Here is a 23303-nt window from a genome sequence, read left to right as displayed (position 1 = left end):
AAAATGTGTCAGGGTGTACGTTCCCTGGCACATTTTTTAGTTCCCTAATATCCGGAAAGGTGATATAATACAAATATCTATAGGTTTTAAGAGGGCTGAAAGATGAAAAAGGATATAAAGTTAAAGGGACAACTGAAATTGTATATGCAATGGCCGGGAATTATGATTCTTTTCCTTATCCTGATGAATATCTGGATCTTCAGGATGGATCGAAAGGCCGGGCTGCTTATGAGTGCGTTTGTGCTGGTTTATGCAGTCGTCATTGGCATTATGTATTTTTACAACAAGTCTCTGATTCTGGCAGACATGGTAGAGTTTGCAGCGCAGTACGGGATTGTCCAGAATACACTTCTGAAGGAACTTTCGATTCCATATGCGATTTTACTGGATGATGGAAAAATCATCTGGACGAACACACAGTTCCGGGAAGTCCTTGGGACGACTATCCGGAAGGATACCTATCTGAGTAAATATATTCCGGAGTTGAACCGGGGCGTATTTCCAAAGGAAGAGAATGAATCGGTAAGCCTGGAATTCAATTATCTTGACAGAGATTATCAGGCTGAGATCCAGTGCGTATCGGTCGAAGGTTTCAGTGAGACAGAGCAGCTTCTGGAGATACCGGAGGAAAAGGAATATTTTATTGCGATACATCTTCAGGATGTGACAGAGCTGAACCGGTATATCCGGGCGAATGAAGAGCAGCGGCTGGTGGCCGGACTGGTTTATATTGATAACTATGAAGAGGTCATGGAAAGTGTTGAGGAAGTAAGGCAGTCTCTTCTGGTGGCATTGATCGACCGTAAGATCAACCAGTATATTGCGGATTTTTCCGGTATTGTGAAGAAGCTTGAGAAAGACAAATATTTTGTTGTAATTAAAAAAGAAAGCTTCAATCGAATGGAAAAAGACCGTTTTTCTTTACTTGATGAGGTAAAAGGAGTCAGTATCGGCAATCAGATTCCGGTTACATTAAGTATTGGGCTTGGACTCAGTACAGATACCTATGCTGCAGGATATAATTATGCCCGTATAGCGATCGATCTTGCACTTGCAAGAGGCGGAGATCAGGTAGTTGTGAAGAATAACAAGGGAATCAGCTATTATGGCGGAAAGCGTGAGCAGACTGCTAAGAATACCCGGGTAAAAGCAAGAGTAAAAGCAGAAGCACTCCGGGAGTTTATCACCGGAAAAGAGCGTGTGATCGTAATGGGACATAAGATGGCAGATGTGGATTCATTTGGTGCGGCAATCGGTATTTACCGGGCAGCAAGTGCGATGGAAAAGAAAGTCAATATTGTCCTGAACGATATTTCTGTGACACTCAGACCGCTTTATGAAGCATTTACTGATGATCCGAAGTATCCGGATGATCTGTTTGTGACTTCTCATGAGGCGGAGGAACTGGCAGATGACAATACAATGGTAGTTGTTGTTGATACCAATAAGCCAAAGATGACAGAATGTGAACGCCTGCTTCGCCTGACGAAGACGATTGCGGTTCTGGATCACCACAGACAGAGTGATGAAGTGATTGAGAATGCGGTTCTGTCGTATATTGAGCCATATGCTTCCTCGGCGTGTGAGATGGTAGCAGAGGTTCTTCAGTATATCGGCGATGATCTGCGTTTGAATTCCATGGAAGCGAACAGTATGTATGCAGGTATTCTGGTTGATACCAACAATTTCATGTCCAGAACAGGAGTCCGGACCTTTGAGGCAGCTGCGTACCTGAGAAGATGTGGCGCAGATGTTACTTATGTAAGAAAACTCCTCCGTGATGATATGGCATCTTACCGGGCAAAAGCTGCAGTAATCAGCAGTGCTGAGGTATATCGGGATGTATTTGCGATCGCACGAGGCGAACATCTGGGAATTGAAAGTCCCACTATTATCGGAGCACAGGCATCAAATGAGCTTCTCAATATTGAGGAGATCAAGGCTTCTTTTGTACTGACTGAATATAATGGTAAGATTTACATCAGTGCACGTTCCATTGATGAGATCAATGTACAGATCATTATGGAGCGGCTCGGCGGAGGCGGTCATATCAACACTGCCGGTGCCCAGTTTCCATATTCCGATATGGAAAGAGCGATTGAAACTCTGAAAAAGACAATCGATATTATGATAGAAGAAGGAGATATTTAAGATGAAAGTTATTTTATTGGAAGATGTAAAATCCCTTGGGAAAAAAGGCGAGGTTGTAAATGTAAGTGACGGATATGCAAGAAACTTCATTTTCAAAAAAAACCTTGGACTGGAAGCAAATGGAAAGAATTTAAATGACTTAAAGCTTCAGAAACAGAATGAAGAAAAGGTTGCACAGGAGCATCTGGAAGCAGCGCAGGAACTTGCAAAGAAATTAGAGGTAGCAAAAGTAGAACTCAAGATCAAGACCGGGGAAGGTGGAAGAACATTCGGTTCTGTGTCTTCAAAGGAAATTGCAATTGCAGTAAAAGAACAGCTTGGATATGATCTTGATAAGAAAAAGATCCAGATTAAAGAAGCGATCCGTACACCTGGAATGCATCTTGTACCGGTCAAACTTCACCAGAAAGTGACTGCTGAATTAAAAGTGCACGTTGGGGAAGCTTAGGAGGATCTGAGACATGGATGAAGCACTCATTAAGAGAGTACCGCCACACAGCATAGAGGCAGAGCAGTCTGTTGTTGGAGCGATACTGATGGACCGGGATGCGATTACAGTAGCTGCCGAGATCATTTGTGGAGACGACTTTTATCAAAAGGCATATGGTGTAATTTTCGATTCAGTGGTAGAACTTTTTAATGAGGGAAAACCCGTTGACTTGATTACACTGCAGAACCGTCTGCGTGAAAAAGCTGTTCCGGAAGAGATCAGTAGTCTTGAATTTGTCCGGGATCTGGTAACAGCAGTTCCAACCTCGGCAAATGTAAAGTATTATGCAGAGATCGTCTCTGAAAAAGCAACGTTGAGGCGTCTGATCAAGATGAATGAAGCGATTGCGGATGAATGTTATCAGGGACAGGAGCCGCTGGAGGCGATCCTTGAAAGGACAGAGAAGCAGGTTTTTGAGCTGGTGCAGAACCGCGGAGGAAACGGTGAATACGTGCCGATCAAGCAGGTAGTGTTAAATGCCCTTGAGAAAATTGAGAAAGCATCTAAGAGTAAGGGAACTGTTACAGGAATTCCGACTGGATTTATTGACCTGGATTACAAGACATCCGGTCTGCAGCCCTCCGATCTGATCCTGGTCGCAGCCCGTCCTTCTATGGGTAAGACGGCGTTTGTACTGAACATTGCACAGCATGTGGCGTTTAAACAGAACCGTACAGTTGCCATATTCAGTCTGGAAATGTCAAAGGAACAGCTGGTAAACCGTCTGTTCTCGCTGGAATCCTATGTAGATGCACAGCTTTTAAGAACCGGTAATCTGAAGGATTCTGACTGGGAAAAGCTGATCGAAGGTGCCGGAACAATTGGAAGATCGAACCTGATCATTGATGATACACCGGGTATTTCGATTTCGGAAATGCGTTCCAAATGCAGAAAATATAAAATGGAACATAATCTTGAGCTGATCATCATCGACTACCTGCAGTTGATGAGCGGAAGTGTTGGTGGACGTAATGAGTCCCGTCAACAGGAAATTTCCGATATTTCCCGTTCCTTAAAAGCGCTTGCCCGAGAATTAAGTGTGCCGGTCATTGCGCTGTCACAGCTGAGCCGTGCGGTTGAGCAGAGACCAGATCACAGACCGATGCTTTCTGATCTGCGTGAGTCCGGAGCAATCGAGCAGGATGCCGACGTGGTTATGTTCATTTATCGAGATGATTATTATAATAAGGATACGGAGCATGTCAATGAGGCAGAGATTATTATTGCCAAACAGAGAAACGGTCCGATTGGAACCGTAACACTTACATGGCTTCCGCAGTACACGAAATTTGCCAATTCAGAACGAAAAGTTGTGGATGGGGAATGAGAAATTATGAAATGAAAAAGACAGGGAACAGAATCAAAACTGTTCGCTGTCTTTTGACTTTTATGTGGTTTCGCCAAATAATTTCCGCAGGTAATGTCCGGCGGCAGATTTTGAAGCTTCTTTCCGGAGCGCCTGCTGCTGACGAAGTAAATGATCAAGCTTCCGATAACGGTCTTCTTCCAGGCGTTCTTTTGCCTGTAAAAGAAAATCCATTTCCTTTGTTACTTTTTCAGATACGGATTTGCCGAGAGACCCCTCCAGGATCTGGTTGTTTTCCAAAAGAATTTTTCGGAGAGACTCTTCGAGCAGAGGCTGATAAACAGAAAGAGAAAGGTTGTCCGCTGTATAAACAGAAAGAGCCGGATCCTGGGGGTCAGCAACTTCGTTTATCGAAGCGGCAGCCTTTGGTGCATCCGATTTTCTGGCCTTCAGAAGTGCTTTTGTGCGAAGCATGTCCGGAAGGAGCTGTTTGATCTCCTTCAGGAGTAGTCCCTGTTCTTTGAGTTCTTTGATACAGCTAAAAAGCTGTATATCTTCTTCCGTATAGTGCCGATGTCCCATCTCAGTGCGTCCGATCGGAAGATCAAGCTCTTCCTCCCAGTAGCGAAGAACATGTGATTCTACGCCAACGTGTTTGGCAGCTTCTGAGATCATGTAATGAACGTCGCCCATACGATAACCCCCTTATTAAAATAAGTATGTGATATAGATTGAGTACAAGTCTATTGTAGCATAAGAAGAAGAGATGGAAAGAAAAATCGTTCGACAAATGTTGCAGAGGGAAGAATGTCAGATAGGATGATGCTTACTGGATCTGTATTTGGTTCAGACGTATACATAAAAAGAGACGATCTTCAGATGAAAACCGTCTCTTTCTTACTGTCTTATTCAATCTACGTGTTCTGATTACTCAGCGCTGATTGCTCCTGTAGGACATGCTGATTCGCAAGCGCCACAGTCAACACATGCAGAAGCATCGATCTGCATATGATCTGCACCCATAGAGATTGCTCCTACTGGACATTCGCTTTCGCAAGCTCCGCAGCTTACACATTCGTCTGAAATTACGTGTGCCATGATATGTATCCTCCTTATTATTATGAAAAAGTTAAAATCGATATGCCTTTCGCATAACTTTATTCTAATACAGAACTTGAAAATATACAAGAGGAATTTATGCTTAAAAATAGATACAATCGAGTTAGAAATGTCAAACTAATAGCGCGAAATGGGCATTTCTTTGGTTAGAAATATAAAACCAAAAGGTTAGTAATATAAAACTCACAAATGAAAACAAAAAGAATTTATGAAATCTTAAGAAATTTTTCTACCTTTCCCGGGCGATTTGGTGTATAGTGGGTACTGTATCATTTTATAACCAATAATGAAACTGATTTTAAGATAGAGAAAGTGGAGTGGATTTATGAAAAAACGGTGGAGTATACTTTCGGCTGTACTTTGTGTGGCACTTTTGACTGGTGGATGTGGAACTGGAAGCAAGAATGATGCAGGTACAGGAAAAGAGCAGACATTCAGTCATGAGACAAGGGAAGAGAATGAGCATCAGAGTAACCTGGATGTTTTACAGCCATCTGCATATGGCAATGTGCAGGGACTGAATCTGGAGAAAGGAAGCTCGATTTCTATTATAGGAAGAGGAAGTTCTTCCGCATACTGGAAAGCTGTTCAGGAAGGTGCAAAGCAGGCGGTAGCGGATATTAATACAAACCTGGGATATAAAGGGAATGATAAAGTAAAGCTTGTTTATTCTGCACCGGAGACAGAGAATGATGTAGATGATCAGGTAAATATTCTGGATGAGGAGCTTGCACGGTATCCGGTTGCGGTCGGGATCGCAGCAGTTGATTCAGGGGCATGTGAGGTTCAGTTTGATCTTGCTGCAGAGAATGGGATTCCGATCGTAGCATTTGATTCCGGGACCGATTATCAGAATATTGTATCCATGATTGATACAGATAATACAACTGCCGCTGCAACAGCAGCAAGTAAGCTGTGCAACAGTATCGGTGAGAGTGGTCAGATCCTTGTAATCGCACATGACTCTAAGTCTACTTCTTCTGAAGAAAGAGAGCAGGGATTTGTACAGGAAGTGGAAAAGAATGATCCGAATGTAACGGTTGCAGAGATCTGGCATCTGGATGATCTGGATGCGATCTCGAAAGAGATCAATGCAGATTCATCTGAAAAGAATTCCCAGGAGACTGCAGATAATGTGCAAAAAGCAGAGGAAGAGAACGCAGATAGCCGGGATACCCAGACGGCACAGCAGGATGCAATCAAGTATCTTCTTGAAAAGTATCCGGATGTAAAAGGAATTTTTGCAACCAATGAAACAGTAGCAGACCTTGTGGTGAATGTCCTGGACTCTATGGACAAAACAACAGGGGAAGACCGAATCAAGGTAGTGAGCTTTGACGGCGGAGAGGATCAGATGAAGCTTCTGGAAGATGGGAAGATTGATGGGCTGATCGTTCAGAACCCATACGGAATCGGCTATGCAACGGTTGTTGCCTGCGCAAGAGCAGTGCTTGGTCAGGGAAATGAAGCAACGGTAAGTACCGGATATACCTGGGTTACAAAAGATAATATGAATAAAGATTCGATTAAGAAGATGCTTTATTAGTAAGAAGAAATGTCTGAAATCTGTGGAAAATGGGTTTCAGACATTTTTATATAAAAACGGTTGTGAGTGACATATTATTTATGCCGGCTACAACCGTTTCTTTTTGCTATTTTTTCGTCAGTGGAAGGGAGAAGATAAATTCTGTTCCAACTCCCTCGGTACTGATCACATTGATATTTTCATTGTGTGCCTGAATAATTTCTTTTACGATCGAAAGCCCAAGTCCGGTTCCTTTTTTGTCTTTTCCGCGGGAGAGATCGCTTTTGTAAAAACGTTCCCATATTTTGTTGATACTTGATTTCGGAATGCCAATTCCATAATCTTTGACGGAAGTATATACTTTGTCACCGCGCGGTGTAGTTTCAATCGTGATCGTAGACTCCGGATTGCTGAATTTGATCGCGTTGTCCAGCAGATTGTATAGAACCTGTTGGATTTTGTGCCGGTCAGCATGTACATACAGGGTACGAGTTGCCAGAAGAAGTTCGATAGAAATTTTTTTGGCAGTGCAGGTACCTTCGAAAGAAGCTGCTGTGTTACGGATCACTTCGTGAATATCAAAATCTGTTTTATCAAGAAGAAGATCCTTCGTATCAAATTCATTCAATGTCAGCAGATCGCGTGTAAGGTCAGTAAGACGTTCTGTTTCAAATAAGATGATATTTAAGTATTTGCCCTGCATTTCAGGTGGGATCGTGCCATCCGCCATGGCTTCAACATAGCCTTTGATGGAAGTCAGAGGAGAACGGAAATCATGGGATACATTTGCCACAAATTTCTTCTGGTAATCCTCCATATCTTTCAGTTGGGAAGACATGTAGTTGAGGGATGCGGAAAGATATCCTATCTCATCCTGCGTATTAACCGGGATGACAACATCCAGATTGCCGGAAGCATACTGCTTTGCTGCATTCGTAATCTTGACGAGCGGGCGGTAGATCAGAAAATGTACACCCAGCAAAATAATGAATGAGAGCACATAAATGATCAGAATCACGATATACGTGTTACGCATCAGAACAGAATGTGCGTCTGTGATCTGCGAGTAAGGCTTATGTACAAGCAGATATCCGTGGGTTGAAAAATTCTCTGTGACCGGAGCAATCACGGTGATCATTTCTGAGTTGAAGTACCCGTGATAATCACCGGTCAGATAAGTGGAGCCGCCAGATTCTGCAGGATCAAAATTTTCAATCCGGGAAGGGGCATACGATACATCGCCGGATTTGGCAGATGCAAGTAAAGATCCCTCATTATCAACAAACCAGATATCTGAATTCAGATAATCGCTCATACCATTGAGCTGTGTATAAACATCTGCCAGAGCAATGGTTTTGGAAAAATAGTCCGGCAGATAATTGGATGCAAGCAGATTCGCCGACTGATACATATTGCCGGAAATGCTGCTTTCCAGATAGTGGGTTGTCAGTGTGGATGACAGGGATGCCACTGTAAAAATACTTAAAAATCCGAGAATAATATATAAGAGGATAAATTTAAGGTAAAGAGTACTTTTCATTACTTCACCTCAAATTTGTAACCGATTCCCCAGACGGTACTAAGTCCCCAGGAAGGATGATCCTTGATCTTCTCGCGCAGACGCTTAATATGAACATCAACGGTACGGGTGTCGCCGACATACTCATAGCCCCAGATCTGGTCAAGGAGCTGCTCGCGTGTGAATACCTGGTTTGGTGAAGAGGCGAGGAAATACAAAAGTTCCAGTTCTTTTGGCGGCATATCTACATTCTTACCATCAACGGTTACTGCGTAATTGGTAAGATTGATCTCGATTCCCGGATAGTCAACAACCTTTCCGCGGCTGGCGGCAGGAGTTTCTGGTTTGGCAGGCTGATAGCGTCTGAGTACCGCTTTTACTCTTGCGACAAGCTCCTTGGAATCGAATGGTTTTAAGACGTAATCATCGGCACCAAGCTCCAGACCGAGCACCTTGTCAAATACTTCTCCTTTTGCGGAAAGCATAATGATTGGGGTATTGTGCTTACTGCGGATCTCGCGACAGACCTGATAGCCATCGATGCCCGGAAGCATCAGGTCGAGCAGCATCAGGTTTGGCTGATAGGATTCAAATGCGGTAAGAGCTTCTTCCCCGTCGTGTACGATCATCGTATCGAAGCATTCCTTTGTAAGGTAGAGAGAAATCAGTTCTGCAATATTCTCGTCGTCATCTACAATTAAGATTTTCTGTTTAGTCACCATGATAGTTCCCCCAATGATTATTTGAATTCTACGATAGTTACACCGGCATCGCCCTCCCCGAAAGCTCCCAGCCGGAAGGATTTGATATGTTTCTGGCGGCGCAGATACTGATGGATCCCGTTCCTGAGTGCGCCGGTTCCTTTCCCGTGTACAATTCGTACCGGACTTAAGTGTGCGATATAGGCATCATCCAGATATTTGTCAAGTTCGGCAACTGCTTCATCGACTGTTTTGCCAAGAAGATTGATCTCTGGACTGACATGCATGGATTTGCCCATCTTCATCTTGCCACTGCTGGTTCTGCGCATCTGCTTTGCAGTAACCGTAAGCGGTTCTTCGATCAGTTCGAGATCGGAAATATTGACCTGTGACCGGAGAATACCCATCTGGACAAACAGGTTGCCTTTGGCATCCGGTAGTGAATTTACCGTTCCGGTCAGATTCATGCTCAGTACTTTTACAGAATCGCCCAGATGGAAATCGCTTGCCTTGTAAGCTTTGGAAGGTTTTTTCTTTTCCAGACGGTTTTTATTTTCAGTTTTGGAAAGCTGCTTGCGGATCCGTTCTCTTTCTTTTTCCATCTCGGAAGCGGAAATACTGGCTTTGCCGAATTTGCGGAAGTTCTTCATTGTCTCATCAGCAAAATCTTTGGCTTCCTGAACAATGTCGGTTGCTCTGGCATTTGCCTCACGAATGATCCGGTCGCGCTGTGTATCCAGCTTTTCCTGTTGGTTCTTGAGTTCGGACTTGAGACGCTCCATCTCGCGGCGGTAAGAAGCAACCTCTTCCCGCTCTTTTTCGATGGTCTTGCGGCTCTGTTCCAGATCAGTAAGGAGATCTTCAAAAGATTCATCCTCCTCGGTCAGATGCGTTTTGGCATCCTGGATGATATAATCCGGAAGGCCGAGTTTTTCGGAAATCGCGAAAGCATTACTTTTTCCAGGAATACCGATCAGAAGATGGTAAGTCGGGCTCAATGTCTCCACGTCAAATTCACAGCAGGCATTTTCTACTCCCGGAGTAGAAAGAGCAAATACCTTCAGTTCGCTGTAGTGTGTCGTTGCCATAGTGCGGATTCCACGGTTATGCAGATGTGACAGAATGGCGATAGCGAGTGCAGCACCCTCAGTAGGATCGGTTCCCGCACCAAGTTCATCGAAAAGGACTAATGAATTCTCATCCACATGATTTAGGAAAGAAACCACATTTGTCATGTGAGAAGAGAAGGTACTTAAAGACTGTTCAATACTCTGTTCGTCACCAATATCAGCATAAACCTGGTTAAATACAGCAAGTTCTGAACGGTCAAGTGCAGGAATGTGCAGACCTGCCTGGCCCATCAGGGTAAAAAGTCCCACAGTCTTGAGGGAAACGGTCTTACCACCTGTGTTCGGACCGGTTATGACGAGAAGATCAAAGGTATCTCCAAGTGTCAGACTGATCGGAACAACTTTTTTACGGTCCAGAAGAGGGTGTCTTCCTTCACGGATCCGGATCCGGCCTTCGGTGTTAAAGACTGGGCGGCTGGCGTTCATATCCAGTGCCAGTGCACCTTTTGCAAAAGTAAAATCCAGTTCTACAAGTGCTTTGTAGTTCAGACGGATTTCTTCAATATATTCAGCTGCATCCACACTGAGGCGGGCAAGGATCACCTGGATTTCTTCCTGCTCCTGGGCATATAATTCTTTCAGATCATTGTTCAGTTTGACAACGGCCATCGGCTCAATGAAAAGTGTGGATCCGGTTGCTGACTGGTCATGGATCAGACCATTTACCTGGCTGCGGTATTCGGCTTTTACCGGGAGACAGTAACGGTCGCCACGCATGGTAATAATGGCATCCTGGAGATAGGTGCGCATGGAACCGTTCAAAAGTCCGGTCATAGTAGAATGGATCTTGTCATTCATGCCGTTAATACTGCGGCGGATCTGCTTTAATTTGCTGCTGGCATCATCGCTGATCTCATCTTCACCAAGAATGCAGCGGTCAATTTCGGCAGAAAGTGGTGTAAGCGGCGCAAGCTGTTCAAAATATACATCCAGACAATCTGCCTGATCGTCTGCATTTTCATGACGGCCGTAGGATTTGATCCGGGCGGTTGTCTGAAGAAGCTTGCCGATCCGGAGGAGTTCCGGTGCGCTTAAGGCACTTCCGATCTCCAGGCGCTTAAGAGAGTCGGAGACAGCATAGCAGCCGCTGAAAGAAGGAATTCCCTTCTTTACAATGCGGGTAAATGCTGCGGCAGTCTGTTCCTGTGCAGTGATGATTTTGTTAAGGTCGGTCATCGGCTTGATCCGTCGGCAGAATGAAGCTCCGCCAGGGGAAGAAGCGTGATCGGTCAGCATCTCTATAATTTTTGGAAATTCCAATTTTGTTAAAGATTTTTGATTCATAATACATTTATACCTCATATTTTGTCTGGTTCTATTCTAACTTATTTACCGTCTAAATGAAAGTGGAAAGGTGAAATTTCGTTGAACATTTGCGGGGAATCATGTATACTAAAACCAGGTGTGGCTGAAAGCACTCCGGAGGCCTAAGGAGAAGCACAATGTCTGATAATCGAGAGAATAAGCATAACGAAGAACCGCACGACAGTGAGGAAGAAAAATATTCGTTTTTGCAGGAAACAGTAAAAGATGAACAGCGAAGTAAAAAAGGAATCATGGGAAATCTGTGCAGGCTTGCAGGAAGAGGACTGATTTTTGGACTTGCAGCAGGCCTTGCGTTTTATGCCCTTCGCCCATGGGCGATGACACATCTGGGCGGAGAGAAGGTAACGATTCCGCTGGATCAGGAGGAAACTCCGGTTGAGAATGAGACGGATACCAAGGATCAGGAAGCACAGGAGGAAGAGATTCAGTATCCGGATCTGACTGTCGAAGATTATCAGGAGATGAACCATGCATTATACCAGGTGGCATTGTCAGCAGGAAAAAGTGTGGTTGAGATCTATGCCGTGCACCGGGATGAAGGCTGGGAGAATGCAGGGGAGCAGGCTGTATCGGGAGTTATTTTCTGGGATAATGGAGCAGATCTTTTGATTGCGGCACCGGCAAGAATTGTAAAAGATGCAGAAGCACTGAAAGCCACATTTTCAGACAATACTACATATAACGCAACTTTGAAAAAGCAGGACCGGAATCTTGGACTTGCGATCATTGCGGTCAAGAGATCAGATCTGTCGGATAGTACGAGGAACCAGATCCAGACGGCGATGCTTGGTAATTCTAATGCAGTGAACCGTGGGGACGGCGTGATCGTTCTTGGTGAGCAGTTTGGATATGCAGGTGGTGTCGGATATGGGATCATCAGTTCCACCAGAAATTACCGGACAGTGGCGGACGGGCAGTACCGGCTGCTTGATACAGATATTGCAGGAAGTGAAAAAGGGAGCGGAATTCTGTTTAACACGGCGGGTGAAGTGATTGGAATCTGTGACCAGTCAGAACTGCAGAGAGACGGAAATCTTGTAAGTGCCTATGCGATTTCGGATATCAAGGAAGAGATCGAACTTCTGGCAAATGGACAGGGAGTTCCGTATATTGGCGTTCACGGAGTTGTAGTGACGGAGAAGCTTGCCGGCGAACAGGGAATCCCGAAAGGCATTTATGTCAGGGAAGTAGAGGCTGATTCGCCTGCGATGCAGGCTGGAATCCAGAATGGTGATGTGATCACAGAGATTAACAAGACAGATATCACCGGTATAACAGGACTTCATAAACAGATCGCAGAAGCCGGAACCGGTACACAGATCAGGATCAAAGGGCAGAGGCGTGGCGCAGATGGTTATGTCGATGTAACATTTGATGTGACAGTTGGAAGTAAAGAATAGATTTGCAGATAAAAAGCAACCATAAATTTAAAATATAAAGCAGGAAGAGGAATGACATGAGATATATTGAGACATTACACGAAGGCGAGACAATCAGAAATACGTATCTTTGCAAAGGGAAAAGAAGTGCGGAGACAAGGAACGGAAAACCATATGACAACCTGATCCTTCAGGACAAGACAGGAACTTTAGATGGAAAGATCTGGGATCCGAATTCAAATGGAATTGCAGATTACAGCGAAAAAGATTTTATTGAAGTTTACGGGGAGATCATCAGCTATAACGGCAATCTTCAGATGAACATCAAGCAGCTCCGTGTAGCAGACGAGGGAGAATACGATCCGGCGAATTATATGCCGACCAGCGAGAAAAGTGTGGATGGAATGTATGAAGAACTGATGCGTTATGGAAAGCAGGTGAAGAACCCGTATCTGCAGCAGGTGATCCGGTATTATTTTGTAAATGATGAACAGTTTATCAAGAGCTTCAAGGCACATTCAGCAGCAAAGAGTGTACATCATGGATTTGCCGGAGGACTTCTGGAGCACACATTAAGCGTAGTGAAATTCTGTGAATATATGGCAGGGGCATATCCGATCCTGAATAAGGATCTTCTGTATACAGCGGCAATGTGTCATGATATCGGAAAGACACAGGAACTTTCCCTGTTCCCGGATAATGATTATACCGATGATGGGCAGCTGCTCGGTCATATTGTGATCGGTGTGGAAATGCTGGATGATGCAATTCGTGAGATCCCGGATTTCCCAAAGAAGCTTGCCAGCGAATTAAAGCACTGTATTGTAGCGCATCACGGAGAACTCGAATACGGTTCGCCGAAGAAACCGGCGCTTGCTGAGGCAATGGCACTTAATTGTGCAGATAATGCTGATGCAAAGATGCAGACACTGACAGAGATTTTTAAGGCAAAAGATACAAAGGACTGGTTAGGTTATAACCGTCTGTTTGAATCTAACTTAAGAAAGACCAGTATCTAAGAGAAGTTCTGAAAGAAAGATGAGTATAAAAATGAAGAAAAATGACGTAGTGACGGTAGAAGTTACAGATATCGGAATCGGTGGTGAAGGAATCGGAAAGGTTGATGGATATACTCTGTTTATCAAGGATGCAGTCATCGGAGATACCGTTGAAGTAAAAGTAATGAAAGCAAAAAAGAACTACGGATATGCGAGATTAATGCGGATTGTAAAAGAATCCGCATTTCGTGTATCTGCACGCTGTCCGGAGGCAAGACGCTGTGGCGGATGCCAGATTCAGGAGATGGATTACCGGAAACAGCTGGAGTTTAAAAATACAAAAGTAAGAAATAACCTGATCCGTCTTGGTAGTGTGGAAGAAGAATTGCTGGATCAGATCATGGAGCCAATCGCAGGAATGGAGGAACCGTTCCGTTACCGGAATAAAGCACAGTTCCCGATCGGAGTGGATAAAGAAGGGAATCTGATTGCCGGATTCTATGCCGGAAGAACTCATCAGATCATCCCGGTTCCGAACAGGGACTGCGTACTTGGAGTACCGGAGAATAAAGTGATCCTGGATCAGATTCTGGACTACATGCGGGAAGAGAAGATTTCTGCATATGATGAGGAACGGCACAAAGGGCTGGTGCGTCATGTCCTGGTCCGGTATGGATTTACAACAAAAGAGATTATGGTTTGTCTGATCATTAACGGGGATAAGCTTCCCTGCAGTGAAAAATTGTTGGAAAAGCTGACAAAGATTCCGGGAATGACAAGTATTACTTATAATATCAATAAAGAAAAGACGAATGTGATCATGGGATCAAAGGTTTGTCCGCTCTGGGGACAGACGTATATCACCGATTATATTGGTAATGTCAAATACCAGATTTCACCGCTGTCTTTCTATCAGGTGAATCCGGTACAGACAGAGGTACTTTACGGAACCGCACTGGAATACGCCGGGCTTACTGGAAAAGAGACGGTTTGGGATGTGTATTGTGGTATCGGAACGATTTCCCTTTTCCTTGCGCAGAAAGCACAGAAAGTTTACGGCGTGGAAATCGTGCCACAGGCAATTGAAGATGCAAAGCATAATGCTGAGATCAATGAGATTACAAACGCGGAGTTTTTTGTAGGAAAGGCAGAAGAAGTGCTGCCGGAGTATTATGCGGATTATGCAAAAGAGCATCCGGGAGAGCATGCGAGAGCGGATGTGATCGTAGTCGATCCGCCGAGAAAAGGATGTGAGAGAAGCGTACTGGATACGATGGTTCAGATGGAGCCGGAGAGGATCGTATATGTGAGCTGCGATTCAGCGACTTTGGCTCGGGATGTGAAGTATCTGCGGGAGAATGGGTATGAGATCAGGAAGGTGAAGGCGACTGATATGTTTCCGATGAGTGTGCATGTCGAGACTGTTGTTCTTTTGTCCCAACTGAAACAAAAATAATTTACCTAAAAATGAAGATAGCAGGCAACCGCAGTGTCCAGAAGATAAAGAGAGTGCAATTGTGGAGGCATTGAAGCATTTTAAGATGAATAGTTAATAAAGAGAGGTGCAGATGCTATGCCAGGTATACTCGTGGTTGAAGATGATGAAAATTTAAATCGTGGAATTACATTCTCACTGAAAAAATCCGGATATGAGGTTTTTTCAGCAGAATCAGTGAAAAAAGCGAAAAGAATTGCAAGTGATAATAATGTGGATGTTACCATTTGTGATGTGAATCTTCCGGATGGGAATGGACTGGAATTTGTAAGGTGGATGAGATGCAATTATAATACATACATTATTTGTCTTACAGCACTAGATCAGGAGATGGATCAGGTCATGGGATATGAAGCAGGGGCAGATGATTATATTACAAAGCCGTTTAGTCTTTCGGTACTTCTTTTGAAAATAGAAGCACATTTCCGCCGCAGACAGGAGAAAACGGAAGCCGGAAAGATGATTTCGGGAGATATCGTATTTATCGCAGGAGAAATGAAAGTCCTGATAAAGAGTCGTGAAATCAGTCTGACAAAAACGGAGTTGAAAATGCTGACTTTTTTTCTGCAGAATCCGAAACAGATTCTTTCAAAAACACAAATATTGGAAAATGTGTTTGATCTGGAAGGGGATTTTGTGGATGAAAATACAATCGCTGTCAATATCAGAAGACTCCGTGAGAAAATCGAAGACAATCCGGCTGCACCGGTCTATATAAAGAATATCAGAGGTCTTGGGTATATATGGAATCAGGAAGTAAGGCAGTGACAAAGAGATATCGCAAGAAGATTACAGTAGTGATCTCCTTGGTATTACCTGTCATATTATTGTTTGCAATATTAAATTGCTTTACCACGTATGTGTTTTATGAAGATTATAAATATAAAATGAATCTTATGACAGAGATTGCTGCAAAGGAAGAATTTTCCGGACTGGATGTTGTTTCGGAATTGCTTAAGGATAAGGATATTGAAACGAACGAACAGGGAAGGCAATTATTGGAGCAATATGGATACTGGGGAAATAATGGGAATACATTTTATTCACAATTCCGGCATCAGGTTATGGTGACCGGTGTTGTAAGCACTTTGATATGCGTGCTTCTTTTGACCTTTTTACTTTATTGGAAGAAAAAAGAAGGTGCGTTGCATCAGAAAATTTTAGACCAGTTGGAAGAAATTCTGATCAGATTCCGTGAAAACAAATTTGATGATTTACTGAAAACGGAAAATCATGCAGAACTGGAAAAATTGAATGACCAGCTTGAAGCAATCGGACATCATATTCAGTTGCTAAAGGAAGAAGCACGGGCAGAAAAGGAGAACACGAAAGAAATGGTTTCTGATATTTCTCACCAGTTAAAGACACCGGTTGCAGCTTTGGATACATGTTTTAGTGTGCTGATGCAGAATGACTTAAGTGCCACAGAACAGGAGGAGTTTCGTATCCGTTGTCGGAGTGCTCTGGATGGACTGGAGACATTATTGCAGTCGCTTCTTGAAATATCCAAGATGGAAACTGGATTGATTCAGATTAATAAGAAAAAACTTCCGCTTATGGATACTGTCATATCTGCTGTGAACCGCACTTATCCTAAAGCGGATGAGAAAGAAATTGAATTCGTTTTTGACTATGAAAAAGAGCTGGAAACATGCACGATTATGCAGGATAAAAGGTGGCTTGGTGAAGCTGTGATCAACGTTCTGGATAATGCGGTCAAGTATAGTCCGTGTGGTTCAAAAATATTTATCCGGTTACAAAAAAGAAACGATCTTGTAAGAATGGAAATTGAGGATCAGGGAATTGGTATTCCGCAGAATGAGTATCACAAAATTTTTCAACGATTTTACAGAGGAAATTCCAAGGAGGTCATGGAAAAGAGTGGTACAGGAATCGGACTTTTTCTATCGAGAGAAATTATCGAAAAACACGCAGGTACGATTACGGTAACCTCCGGCAAAAAGAAAAAAGGAAGCACGTTTGTGATTCAATTACCATATGTTGGTTAAATTTTAAGTGAGCAGAAATCTTACAATTCTGTAAGACTTCTGCTCGTTTTTTGAAAGTGAAATGAAAGATTGCCCTGATACAATTTGGATGTAGGTTGAAAAATGACTAAATATATAAACAGGCAAAGAAAGCGTGCTGAAAAGGTACGCTTTACAGAATTGAAAAGGAGGCAACACATGAGTGTGATATTAGAAACCAAGCAGCTTTGTAAGTTTTATGGCGCAGGTGAGAATCAGGTCAAAGCGGTCAATCAGGTGGACATTCGGATTGAGCAGGGAGAATTTGTCGCAATTGTTGGAAAGTCAGGTTCCGGTAAAAGTACATTACTTCATATGCTTGGAGGGCTAGACACCCCGACAAAAGGCAGTGTTACTTTAGCAGGGAAAGATTTATACAGGATGAAGGAAGATGCCCTTGCTGTTTTCCGCAGAAGAAAAATCGGATTTGTTTTTCAGGCATTTAATCTGGTTTCATCTGTTAATGTCTGGGAAAATATTGTACTGCCACTGGGGCTGGATGGAAGAAAAGTGGATGAAGCGTATGTAAATGATATCATTGCAACTCTGGGGATTGAAAAGAGGATTTACAATCTGCCAAATCAGTTATCCGGAGGACAGCAGCAGAGAGTAGCAATTGCAAGAGCACTGGTGAATCGTCCGGAAATTATATTTGCAGATGAGCCGACAGGAAATCTTGATTCCAAGACCAGTGATGAGGTAATCGCCCTGCTTAAGATGACAGCAAAAAAATATGGACAGACAATTGTAATGATTACCCATGATGACGAAATTGCACAGGTTGCTGATCGTATTCTGGTGATTGAGGATGGACAGGTGGTGGATTTCAGATGAAGACAATAAGCAGGATTGCATATAGCAATGACAAAAAGAACAAGACAAGAAGTATACTGATTATGATGTCCATATGTCTGACTACGATGCTGCTTGTGATTATCAGTACTGTGGGAAATGGGGTAATTCATTTACAGAAAAGTCAGGCGGCAAGCTCATACGGAAGCAACTACGGCCTGTTTATCGCCACAGATGGTACGCAATTAAAAGAAGTGGAACGCAGAGCTGAGATATCTGATATCGGCATCATGTGTACGGAGGGCATCCTGAAAGGAAATGAAAATGGTGGCTTTGTCAGTGCGGATGAAACGGTCAGGAAAATGCTTCCCTATAATCAGGAATATGTGTTGAAGGAAGGTACCTATCCGGAAAAGGCGCAGGAAATTGCCGCAGGACGCGCTTTCTTTGATGCAGTGGGATACCATGATGTAAAGGTCGGAGACACCGTAACATTGGAGTACCGTTCCGGCATGCAGTCGGAATACGCACCGGTGGAATTTACTGTCAGCGGGATTTTATATGACCGGGATGAATATACCATCGAGGCTTCCTATGTTGTATTCGGTTCGCAGGATTTTTATAATGAGCGTGTTGCGGAGGGTGACAGGCAATATAATATCTATTTTACCTTGAGCGATTCTGCAAATGTATCTATGAATAATGTTGCGCCTGTTATAAAAGAAATCGCGGATTCCTGCGGCATTGACCAGAAAAACGTGATCATCAATGACCTCTACCTGCAGTGGGTATTGCAGCCGAGCTATGAAATGATTGTGGTTTGTGGAACCCTGATCCTCGGAATCGTGCTGTTTTCCGTTGTGGTCATTTACAATATCTTCCAGGTCGGGATCGCCCAGAAGGTTCAGGAGTACGGAAAAATCAAGGCGCTGGGTGCAACCAGAAAGCAGATGAAGCAGTTGATCTTTCGTGAGGGCATTCTTCTGGCGGTTCCTTCGATACCGCTGGGTCTGCTGTTTGGTTTCCTGATTGCAAAAGTCAGCTTCAACTGGCTGGTGGAGCAGGGAAATCTGGTATCATCCGGAATCAAGAACCATCAGGTGCCTCTGTTTTCACTGACAATTATGCTCATCTGCATTTTTGTATCGTTTCTTACGGTCGTTTTGGCTCTGCGCAAACCCATGAAAATTGTTTCCCGGATTTCACCCATCGAAGCGACACGGTATCTTGACGGCTCCAAAACGCAAAAACAGGGCAGACGAAAAGGCAGAAAAGATGTCACCGTTTTCTCCATGGCAATGGCAAATGTGACAGGCAATTCGAAAAGAACCATTGCTACGATTCTTACCATGGGGCTTTCCTGTGTATTGTTTGTAATTATCTCTAATTATGTTGGAAATATTGACACGGAGCACGAGGCGCGGATTGCAATCAACCATGGACAATTTGAGTTGCAGTTGGATTATTCCCAGAATTATGATGAAGCCTATTCGGAGAATAATCTGGACACAATCCTACAGAACAACCCACTGAATGATTCAATGATTGAAGAAATCAAAAGCATTCCAGGAGTGACAGATGTCATGACGAGAGAGATTGTCTCTGTAAATCTGAACGGAACAAGATTTCCGGCTGATATTGTGAGTAAAAATGATTTTGATTTTATGCGCCAAGACGGGGATATTGGCTCTATGGACTATGATCAGGCGGTAAAGAATGGTGAAATTTTCTTTGGCTGGTCGGCGTGGATGGAACAAGATGGATATGCTCCGGGTGAATCTATTGTATTTGACTTTGAGAATGGAAGTGAAACTTATACCTATCAGGGAAAGATTGCAGGATCCTTTGTAAGCGCGGACACTTATCTTGTCATTCCGGAAGGTGTATACCGTTCCATGAATCCGAGGGGAACAGCCTATGGCTATCTGTGGGTGGACTGTGATAAAAAAGATGTTGCATCTGTGGAACAGAGTCTGAATACTTTGATTTCTAATACTTCGCATATAAAAATGGATACCTATCATGCACAGTTACAATCTGCAGAATACGTAAGCCGTATGATGAAGCTTGGCTGCTATCTGTTCATGGCAATTGTCGGTCTCATTGGGTTTATGAATCTGGCAAACACCATGATCATCAATATCACCACGAAGAAGCAGGAATACGGTGTGCTGCAAGCGGTAGGCATGACCAATAAGCAGTTGAATCTGAGCTTACAAATACAGGGCTTGATTTTTACGGTTGGCACCATCTGCGTCGCACTTGCTGCCGGTCTGCCCCTTGGCTATGCACTGTTTTCCTATGCGAAGCATAATGGGATTTTTGGAATGAACGTTTATCACGTTCCTCTTATCCCGATTCTTGTTATGATTCTTCTGGTTGGTATTCTACAAATTGTGCTTTCCTGTGTTTTAAGCAGTAATCTGAAAAAGGAAACGCTGGTAGAAAGAATAAGGTATCAGGGATAGCAAGTAATATGTAATGAACTAGGTCTTAACGAAGAGGAGAAATAGATAACTTCCATTTTGTATGTATGATAAATCTAAACAGTATTTTAGCAACATTTCCTACTGGTTAATTAAATTGAATAGAAATTAAACACTGTTCAATTGAGCAATCTATATGAATCTGATATGCTGAGTATACAAAAGCTTTTGAATTTTTTAGGAGATGAAGCAAATGGATATAGGCGTTGTTATAAAAAAATATAGAAAAGAAGCTGGTATGACGCAGGAGGAGATGGCAAACAGATTAGGCGTGACGACACCGGCTGTAAACAAATGGGAGAATAGTAATTCCAACTGGTGTTAAAAGAATAAAGACAATCAATTAACACAAGAGGAGTTTGGTAAATTATTTCATGTTACCAGGCAAACTGTTTCAAATTGGGAAAACGGAAAAAGTTATCCTGATTTGCAAATCCTTGTAAGCATGAGTAATCAATTGTTATAATGCCGACTAAATGGATTGAACAGAATATAAAATGTAGTCTTTTTCTTTTATTCCATATAGCTCGCACCCAGTGCTCTTTAAGATAAAGTGGAAATAGTGCAATTTTCACATGATATTATACAAGAATTACATAGAAATATATCGTATTATTGATATGGTATTCTTGAATTGTATGTGAGGAGAAAAACTATGGCAGCGGAAAGAAAAACATTAACACAGCTATCTGTGCCAATATGCTTAGAAACTTTATTTTATATGCTTTCAGGTATGGTTGATACGCTTATGCTATCATCTGTAAGTGATCAGGCTGTAGGAGCAGTGGGAACAGCAAATACATATATAGGTGTTTTTATTATTATGTTTGGAGTAATATCATCGGGTATGATAGCTGTTATGTCACAAAATATCGGAGCTGGAAGACCGGGGATAGCATATCAGGCAAGACAACTTGGACTTATATTCAACGCATTGATGGGTATCGTAATGTCTGTCATTCTTGCTACTTTTTCTGGTGGGATACTTCGAAGCGTAAGTATTGCTCCGGCTTTGCTTGAGCCGGCTGAAATATATCTTAGAATTGTTGGCGGCACATGTTTTTTAAATGCACTGATTCCTATTTTCTCCAGTTATTTGAGAGTGTTTGGATATACAAAACATTCTTTGATAGGAACTGTTGTTGGAAATGTTCTCAATATAATACTTAATTCAGTATTTTTATTTGCATTCAACTGGGGTGTGATGGGAGTTGCTGTTGCCACGGTTATTTCGAGAGTTGTAAATCTTATTATTGTAGCCGGCATGGGGGCTGTACTTGTAAAAGCAAAGCAGAGTCCTGAGCGAATTACATCAAGAAAGATATTTGCACAGATTGTTAAGATTGGTTTTCCTTCTGCGCTTGAAACAGCACTTTACAACATCGCAATGACATTTATAGTGCGTTTTATGAATCAGATGGATGTGGATGGAATGAATGTTACAGCGCGTTCATATGCGATACAGATTGCAAATTTCTCGTATTGCGTGGGAGCTGCCCTTGCTCAGGCAAATGCAATTATGACCGGCTGGAGAATTGGAGCAAAAGAGTTTGAGGAATGTAACAGGGGAACGAGAAAAGCTGCGATATATGGTATCATCACAGCGACATGCTTTTCCGTGACCTTTGCATTTGCCGGACATTTTATCGTGCATATATTTACGGATGATACACAGATGATAAATCTTGTGGTAAAGTTGTTAATAGTAGATATATTTCTTGAACTTGGAAGGGTAACAAACCTTGTATATGGGCAGGCGTTAAAAACGAGCGGAGACGCATTTTTTCCGGTTATATTAGGTGCGATATTTATGTATTTGTTTGCAGTTGGCGGAACCTATTTTCTCGGAATACACATGGGACTTCTGGCTGTAGGAGCATATATTGCTATGGCAGGTGACGAATGTGCGAGAGCAGTGGGAATGGTACTTAGATGGAAGAGTGGAAAATGGAAGAGTAAAGGTCTTGTAGAAGTATAGGAGAGAGTATGTACTTTGAATTAAAGGAAAATAAACCACATGGTACAAAGGATGATCCGTTTAGTACATATCATATAAAAAATGAAGGACGATCATTTCAGATACCGGTTCATTGGCATGATGAACTGGAAATTATATATGTAAAAAGCGGTTTTTTGACTGTAAGTATATCAGGAGAAAATTATATTGGAACCCCCGGGGATGCTTTTGTAGTGTCGCCGGGTAATCTGCATTTCATGGGTTCACAGACTGGTACAGTGGATTATTTTACTTTCCTTTTTCCGTTAAAATACATATCTTTTTGCATAAATGACATGTTAGATGATAAATTACTGGAGCCGTTAAAAAATGGTCATCTAATGATAAATCCAAGAGTAAAAGATACAGCAAAAGAACTATGTGAGCAGTTGGTTGAAATATATGTGGCAAAAAATAAGAAAACTGAGTCCATAATAACTGCTCAGATAAAGACAAAAATAATTCTTTTACAATTTATTCTTGAAATGTGGGAGAGGGGCTTTGTAATTGAAAATGATAAAAGCGGGAGAAATACGATAGAAAAAGAAATGATTTCATATATACAGCAGAATTTTATGGAAAAGATATCATTAAAAGAATTTAGTGAGCAGTTTCATCTTTCGGAAAAATATATATCGCGATATTTTAAGGAACATTTTCATATTACCCTTTCGCAATATATAACACATTTAAGGTTAGAGCATGCAAAACAGCTGTTACAAGATACGGATATTCCTGTTACAGAGATTGCAATGCAGAGTGGATATCAGAATGTAAGCTATTTTAGCAGAAGCTTCAAAAAAACATATGGAGTTTCTCCGTTAAAATATAGAAAAAAATAAGCCAGGTATATGATTAGAAAG

Annotated in this window: 18 protein-coding genes and 1 pseudogene; 14 read left to right on the top strand and 5 right to left on the bottom strand. The window is 42.5% G+C overall.

Features of this window, described 5'->3' with window-relative positions; all coding sequences use genetic code 11:
* Nucleotides 1-102: 102 nt before the first annotated feature.
* The 3 genes from AB5213_RS01340 to dnaB are packed head-to-tail and all read left to right on the top strand — an operon-like array spanning nucleotide 103 to nucleotide 3968.
* Entirely contained in the window at nucleotides 103-2151 is a 2049-nt protein-coding gene (locus AB5213_RS01340; protein ID WP_175305157.1) for a DHH family phosphoesterase, read from the top strand.
* A gap of 1 nt (nucleotide 2152) precedes the next feature.
* Nucleotides 2153-2599: a 50S ribosomal protein L9 gene (rplI, locus tag AB5213_RS01335; protein WP_368276237.1), complete on the top strand. Its 447-nt coding sequence runs from the start codon at nucleotides 2153-2155 to the stop codon at nucleotides 2597-2599.
* Between the two features lie 13 nt (nucleotides 2600-2612).
* Entirely contained in the window at nucleotides 2613-3968 is a 1356-nt protein-coding gene (gene dnaB, locus AB5213_RS01330; protein ID WP_022221098.1) for a replicative DNA helicase, read from the top strand.
* Nucleotides 3969-4028: 60 nt separating this feature from the next.
* Here dnaB and AB5213_RS01325 read toward each other — a convergent pair whose 3' ends face one another.
* Together AB5213_RS01325 and AB5213_RS01320 are read right to left on the bottom strand one after the other, a co-directional pair.
* Nucleotides 4029-4640 (bottom strand): helix-turn-helix domain-containing protein, encoded by a 612-nt coding sequence (locus AB5213_RS01325; RefSeq protein WP_055247937.1) that lies wholly within the window; start codon nucleotides 4638-4640, stop codon nucleotides 4029-4031.
* A 234-nt stretch (nucleotides 4641-4874) separates the two neighbouring features.
* Entirely contained in the window at nucleotides 4875-5045 is a 171-nt protein-coding gene (locus AB5213_RS01320) for a DUF362 domain-containing protein (RefSeq protein WP_008368888.1), read from the bottom strand.
* 346 nt (nucleotides 5046-5391) lie between these two features.
* Here AB5213_RS01320 and AB5213_RS01315 point away from each other — a divergent pair, with 346 nt between their 5' ends.
* On the top strand, nucleotides 5392-6612 hold the full coding sequence (locus tag AB5213_RS01315; RefSeq protein ID WP_055247939.1) for a substrate-binding domain-containing protein: 1221 nt from the start codon (nucleotides 5392-5394) through the stop codon (nucleotides 6610-6612).
* A gap of 106 nt (nucleotides 6613-6718) precedes the next feature.
* Here AB5213_RS01315 and AB5213_RS01310 read toward each other — a convergent pair whose 3' ends face one another.
* Genes AB5213_RS01310 through AB5213_RS01300 form a run of 3 tightly spaced genes read right to left on the bottom strand, consistent with a single transcriptional unit; the run spans nucleotide 6719 to nucleotide 11225 of the window.
* Entirely contained in the window at nucleotides 6719-8131 is a 1413-nt protein-coding gene (locus AB5213_RS01310; protein WP_055297415.1) for a cell wall metabolism sensor histidine kinase WalK, read from the bottom strand.
* On the bottom strand, nucleotides 8131-8832 hold the full coding sequence (locus AB5213_RS01305) for a response regulator transcription factor (RefSeq protein ID WP_008368880.1): 702 nt from the start codon (nucleotides 8830-8832) through the stop codon (nucleotides 8131-8133). The genes AB5213_RS01310 and AB5213_RS01305 overlap by 1 nt, the downstream gene beginning before the upstream one ends.
* Nucleotides 8833-8849: 17 nt before the next feature.
* Complete coding sequence (locus AB5213_RS01300; RefSeq protein ID WP_055155536.1) at nucleotides 8850-11225, bottom strand: endonuclease MutS2; 2376 nt, start codon at nucleotides 11223-11225, stop codon at nucleotides 8850-8852.
* A gap of 158 nt (nucleotides 11226-11383) precedes the next feature.
* Here AB5213_RS01300 and AB5213_RS01295 point away from each other — a divergent pair, with 158 nt between their 5' ends.
* From AB5213_RS01295 to AB5213_RS01250, 10 genes and pseudogenes are all read left to right on the top strand, one after another.
* Entirely contained in the window at nucleotides 11384-12667 is a 1284-nt protein-coding gene (locus AB5213_RS01295) for a S1C family serine protease (protein ID WP_347007128.1), read from the top strand.
* 56 nt (nucleotides 12668-12723) lie between these two features.
* On the top strand, nucleotides 12724-13665 hold the full coding sequence (locus AB5213_RS01290; protein ID WP_368276236.1) for a 3'-5' exoribonuclease YhaM family protein: 942 nt from the start codon (nucleotides 12724-12726) through the stop codon (nucleotides 13663-13665).
* A 19-nt stretch (nucleotides 13666-13684) separates the two neighbouring features.
* The gene (rlmD, locus tag AB5213_RS01285) at nucleotides 13685-15100 is read left to right on the top strand and encodes a 23S rRNA (uracil(1939)-C(5))-methyltransferase RlmD (protein ID WP_368276235.1); all 1416 of its coding nucleotides are present in this window, start codon (nucleotides 13685-13687) and stop codon (nucleotides 15098-15100) included.
* A gap of 117 nt (nucleotides 15101-15217) precedes the next feature.
* Nucleotides 15218-15907, top strand: a complete 690-nt coding sequence (locus AB5213_RS01280) for a response regulator transcription factor (protein ID WP_008120506.1) — start codon at nucleotides 15218-15220, stop codon at nucleotides 15905-15907.
* The gene (locus tag AB5213_RS01275; RefSeq protein WP_368276234.1) at nucleotides 15883-17148 is read left to right on the top strand and encodes a sensor histidine kinase; all 1266 of its coding nucleotides are present in this window, start codon (nucleotides 15883-15885) and stop codon (nucleotides 17146-17148) included. Before AB5213_RS01280 ends, AB5213_RS01275 begins: the two co-directional genes overlap by 25 nt.
* Nucleotides 17149-17325: 177 nt before the next feature.
* Nucleotides 17326-18000: an ABC transporter ATP-binding protein gene (locus tag AB5213_RS01270; protein WP_195368578.1), complete on the top strand. Its 675-nt coding sequence runs from the start codon at nucleotides 17326-17328 to the stop codon at nucleotides 17998-18000.
* Nucleotides 17997-20426, top strand: coding sequence for an ABC transporter permease (locus AB5213_RS01265; protein ID WP_368276233.1), 2430 nt, complete (start codon nucleotides 17997-17999; stop codon nucleotides 20424-20426). Before AB5213_RS01270 ends, AB5213_RS01265 begins: the two co-directional genes overlap by 4 nt.
* Nucleotides 20427-20628: 202 nt before the next feature.
* A pseudogene (locus AB5213_RS01260) lies at nucleotides 20629-20910 on the top strand (helix-turn-helix domain-containing protein).
* Nucleotides 20911-21099: 189 nt separating this feature from the next.
* Nucleotides 21100-22422, top strand: coding sequence for an MATE family efflux transporter (locus AB5213_RS01255; protein WP_368276232.1), 1323 nt, complete (start codon nucleotides 21100-21102; stop codon nucleotides 22420-22422).
* An 8-nt stretch (nucleotides 22423-22430) separates the two neighbouring features.
* Nucleotides 22431-23282 (top strand): helix-turn-helix domain-containing protein, encoded by an 852-nt coding sequence (locus AB5213_RS01250; protein ID WP_368276230.1) that lies wholly within the window; start codon nucleotides 22431-22433, stop codon nucleotides 23280-23282.
* Nucleotides 23283-23303 lie beyond the last annotated feature (21 nt).

The sequence above is a fragment of the Coprococcus sp. RTP21204st1_G4_RTP21204_210225 genome, from assembly GCF_040915385.1.
In the GTDB taxonomy this organism is placed as follows: Bacteria; Bacillota; Clostridia; order Lachnospirales; family Lachnospiraceae; genus Allocoprococcus; species Allocoprococcus comes.
The sequence above is the reverse complement of the archived record's forward strand: the minus strand, read 5'-3'. Positions and strand labels throughout refer to the sequence as shown.